The organism is Streptomyces sp. NPDC050564 (assembly GCF_044457265.1).
Classification (GTDB): Bacteria; Actinomycetota; Actinomycetes; order Streptomycetales; family Streptomycetaceae; genus Streptomyces.
The window spans coordinates 1-4,175 of sequence record NZ_JBITGS010000105.1 but is presented as its reverse complement, the minus strand read 5'-3'; the positions used below and the strand labels follow the sequence as shown (position 1 = coordinate 4,175).

At 70.5% G+C, this 4,175-nt stretch carries 4 protein-coding genes; 1 reads left to right on the top strand and 3 read right to left on the bottom strand.

The window, feature by feature from the left end; genetic code table 11:
- Both ACIBK0_RS51755 and ACIBK0_RS51750 read right to left on the bottom strand, forming a co-directional pair.
- On the bottom strand, positions 1–518 hold a 518-nt coding region (locus ACIBK0_RS51755), incomplete at its 3' end, for an FAD-binding oxidoreductase (protein WP_399097505.1).
- A gap of 496 nt (positions 519–1,014) precedes the next feature.
- Positions 1,015–1,665 carry a hypothetical protein gene (locus ACIBK0_RS51750; protein WP_399097503.1) on the bottom strand — a complete coding sequence of 217 codons (651 nt, stop codon included), beginning with the start codon at positions 1,663–1,665 and terminating at the stop codon, positions 1,015–1,017.
- A gap of 362 nt (positions 1,666–2,027) precedes the next feature.
- Between ACIBK0_RS51750 and ACIBK0_RS51745 the strand changes: the two genes are divergently transcribed.
- Positions 2,028–2,855 (top strand): SigB/SigF/SigG family RNA polymerase sigma factor, encoded by an 828-nt coding sequence (locus tag ACIBK0_RS51745; protein ID WP_399097501.1) that lies wholly within the window; start codon positions 2,028–2,030, stop codon positions 2,853–2,855.
- 394 nt (positions 2,856–3,249) lie between these two features.
- Here the strand turns inward: ACIBK0_RS51745 and ACIBK0_RS51740 are convergent, their stop codons facing one another.
- Positions 3,250–3,966 carry a GAF and ANTAR domain-containing protein gene (locus ACIBK0_RS51740; RefSeq protein ID WP_399097499.1) on the bottom strand — a complete coding sequence of 239 codons (717 nt, stop codon included), beginning with the start codon at positions 3,964–3,966 and terminating at the stop codon, positions 3,250–3,252.
- Positions 3,967–4,175 lie beyond the last annotated feature (209 nt).

Here is a 4,175-nt window from a genome sequence, read left to right as displayed (position 1 = left end):
GGGCCGAGTCGGAGCACAGCGCCGGGGCGGGTCCGGTACACGAGGTGCGGGGAGACCCGGCCGCCGGGTTCCTCCTTGACCGTGATCGTCAGCGTTCGGCCCGGCGCCTCGGGGGGTGAGGTGATCGAGTACGTACGCCAGTGCCGTACCCCGTCGATCTCCACTCCCACCGGCAGGTACTGTCCGGCCCGATGCCCCGCCCAGCTGCGCCCGGGACGGATCTCCAGCGTGGCCGCCCCGGCACACTCCGGCCGCACGGCGACCACCCGGCCCGCGGGATGGCGAGCGGACAGCAGCGGGTCGATCAGGCCGAGGTAGTCGTCCGGAGCGAGGGGACTCGCAAGCGGGCTTACGAGAGCACTGGTGATCCGGCCCGCCACCGTCGGCACAGGGCCGCCGCTCCACTCGGCGAGCCTGTTGGCAAGACCGACGAGAGCGGCGAACAAGCCGGCCGTCGTATCGGAGACGGCCGACGGCATCGACGGGGTCGGCGGGGTCGGTGTGCGCAGAACCGGCATGGGAGGGAACCCTTCTCTCACCACAAGGCACACGCGGGGGCCGGGCGCGTCGGGCACGTCATCTCGTCGGCTCGTCGGGCGCGTCCCCGCATCACGTACTCGGGATCGCCTCGGTCACGTACGTCGGCCCCCGGGTGGCGGGCCGCAGCCGGCGTCCCGCCAGAGAACCACAACGACACGGCCTGTGGCGGACGCGGAACCAGATTCCGCCACCCCACCCGCCCCTCCCCCCACTCACGCCGGTGATCCCGCCCGGCGCACGCGGAAGGACCTCGTAAGCAAGGCGTACGATTTCCGCGCCCGTCCGTTGCACCATGGCCGAATCCGCAACCCGGCGGGCAGCGAGTGCTGCGATCCGGTCGAATGCCCCGTCGGACGGAGTGTCCAGGAAGTCGTACCGCCGTACCGCCGCGATCCGCCGCGCCTCCTGCTCCGGCGACAGCTCCACGCGCTCCTCCACGCCTCCGCACACGCCGGGACCGGCCGATGCGGGCGGCTATTCGGGCCGTTGGGTCCGGTCGTTGTGGGCGAGGCCGTCCGGATGTTGCGCCGTGCGCTCGCCAAGAGGAAGAACCAGTACGCGGAAGGCCGTTGGGCCGGGCATGCGCTGGATCCGCCCCACGTCCTGCCAGCCCCAGTCCTCGAAGACGGCACAGGCCGAACCGGCGGACTGATCCACCAACGTGACGCCGAGCGAAGCCTGATGGTCGGTGAGCAGGCGCTCCTGGAGCCGACGGGCGAGCCCACGGGCGTGCTGATGCGGATGGACGACGGTTTCAAGGATCGCGAAGACGTGTCCGGACGCGGTCAGTTGCTCGAGGTTCTGCGGCAGCGGTCCTTCGAACCCTTGCCACCAGGAGCCGTCGCGCGGCACGGAGAAGCCGCAGACGCACCCCGTCAGGGCCTCCGCCTCGGCGACCAGCATGTCGAATCCCGGCAGTTTCACGTCGTCAGCCAGACGGTGCAGGAACTTCTGCCGGTCGTGGAACCCCTCACCCGGCTCGGCGACGGAGGACTCCACGTACAGATCCGCCAAGTCCTCCCGCAGGCCCTCGGCCTGCCAGCGGTTCAGCCGGCGCAGCCGCACCGTGGCCGGGTCGAGACGCTCTGAGCCTTCGGGGTCGGGCGGTTGCCGCGGGGTGCGCATGGGTGCCTCGGTTCAGGAGACCGGCAGATGTGCGGGAGTGCCATCGTGGCCGATGGGCGATGCGGCGCCGGGGTCCGGGACGTCTGTACACCAGCGTAGCCCCGGATCGGCGCCCCGATGGGGCCCGTTGGGGGCACAAGGCCACTGGGGCGCCGATGGACGACGGTGAACGCGCTGGCCGGAACCGTCCGTGGGCAGCCGCGGCCGGACGGCGGAAACCCTGTTTGAAAGCGGGCTGTCCGGGGACCCGTCCGAGGTGCTTCGGACCGGAGGCACGCCCGTGGGAGCAGCTGTCGCTGCTCCCTTGTGTGCTGCGGTCTGCCGACTCCCACGGTGAGCGACTCCACCGATCGGGGAGACACATGCCCATGCCGGCCGAACGCACGCAGAGCCCACGAAGCACACGCACCTACGACGACACGCCGGACACCGATGCGGCGTTCCGCCGCATCGCTAACCTGCCGGACGGCCTGGAGAGGTCCGCGCTGCGGCAGGAGGTGGTGTGTGCCTGGATGCCGATGGCCGTACGGCTGGCCCGGCGCTTCCGCCATCGCGGTGAGACCTTCGAAGACCTCAAGCAGGTCGCCCAACTGGGCCTGGTCAAGGCGGTGTCCCGCTTCGACCCGAGTCTCGGCACCGCCTTCCCGAGCTTTGCCATACCGACGATCCTCGGCGAGGTGAAACGGCACTTCCGGGACGACCTCTGGGTTGTACATGTGCCGCGGCGCGTACAGGAACTGTGCGGCCGGGTCCGGGCCGCCGGCCATGAGCTCAGCTCTTCACCGGGCGGCAGCGAACCCTCCGTCCCCGAGATCGCCGCGTACACCGGCCTGACCGAGGCGGAGGTACGGCTGGGCCAGGGCGCGCTGGAGAGCTTCACCGCTCTGTCCGTGGACGCCGTGCCCGGCCGCTCCGCGGACAGCTACCCGCTGACCGACACCCTCGGTGGCGTGGAGCCCGGTTTCGACCGGGTCGTCAACCGTGAGGCGCTCCGGCCTCTGCTGCGGGCACTGCCCGAACGCGAACGGCAGATCCTTTACATGAGGTTCTTCTGCGAGATGACGCAGGATCGCATCGGTCTGCAGCTCGGCGTCTCTCAGATGTACGTCTCCCGTCTGATCACCCGTACCTGTGCCCGCCTGCACGACCAGGTGATGGCCGACCCCCGTGTTCCGAGGAGGGCCGCGTGACGACGTCCCGGGTGCACGGGCGGCGCCCGCGAACGGCCCTGTTCCGTTTCGCCTGTATCTGCTCTACTCTCCACGCAGGGAAGACGGGACTGCGACCGTGTCGGGTACCAGCAAGTCTCCCCACCCAGGCTCCCAGCCCCCGAGTCGGAAACGAGGCCGGCCGGAGCTGCATCGCCGGAGTGCGCGGCTCCAGCCTCCGTCCTCCCGGCATTTTCCAGACGGGGTGTTCTCACCAGTCCCGCCGCCGCGGAGGACAGCGCGCGAGGAAACGGTGGAGGGGGGCCTCACATCCTCGTGGCCACGGCCGCCGCCGCACAGCGGCGGCGGCCGTCCGGACCGCGAACCCCGACGCAGGGGCCGCGGTGGGTGGCGCGCCGGTGTGGCGCGGAGTGGGTCAGGACCCCAGACCGGGGAGGGGTTCGGAGTCGTCGATGAAGGCGCGGGCGACGTCGGACAGGCGTCGGTTGTGTGCGCGGGCGTAGCCGCGCAGGGTGGTGAAGGCCTGTTCCATGTCGATGCCTCGGCGTTCGGCTAGTTTGCCTTTGGCCTGTTCGATCAGTACGCGGCTGTTCAGCGCGGTCTGCAGTTGCTCGTTGAGGATCGTGCTGCGGTGGGTGGAGCGTTGTTGCAGGAGGCTGATGGTGGCGACGTCGGCCAGGGCCTGGGCGACGAGTGTGCCGGCCGGGTCGAAGGGGCCGGGGGCGGCACGGAAGAGATTCAGGGCGCCGACGACCTCGTCCCGCAGGCGCATGGGCAGGGCCTGGACCGCCCCGAAGCCGCTGCGGTGGGCCGCCGTGACGAAGCGCGGCCAGCGGTCGATCTCCCGGGTCAGGTCGGCGACGATCACGGGTGTGCCGGTGCGACAGCACTCCAGGCAAGGGCCTTCATCACTCTGGAGCTGGAAGAGTTCCAGCAGCCGTACTTGTTCGTCGGAGGCGGCCATCACTCGTAGTTCGCCGTCGCGGTCCGCGAGCAGCACCCCGGCCGCGTCGGCGCCGAGCATGCCTACGCAGCGGTCGGTGAGCAGGCGCAGGAAGTCGATCAGGTCGAAGTCGGCGACCAGGTTGTCCGCCAGCTCGACGAAGGTCTTGGCCAGGAGCTGTTGATTCATCGTGTCACCCTCGATTGAGACTATTCCCGCCGGGAGGGGGCGGGAAGTCCAGCCAGTTCACCGGTCGGCGCTGGTGCGTCAGGTTTCCTCGTCGGCCTGGTCCGGCTCCGCAGGCGGGGAGAAGCGGAGTCGGTGGGCCACCACGTCGGCGGCCACGTCGGCGAGCCGGCGTCCTTGCGCATAGGCGTGGGCGCGGAGCCGGACGAAGG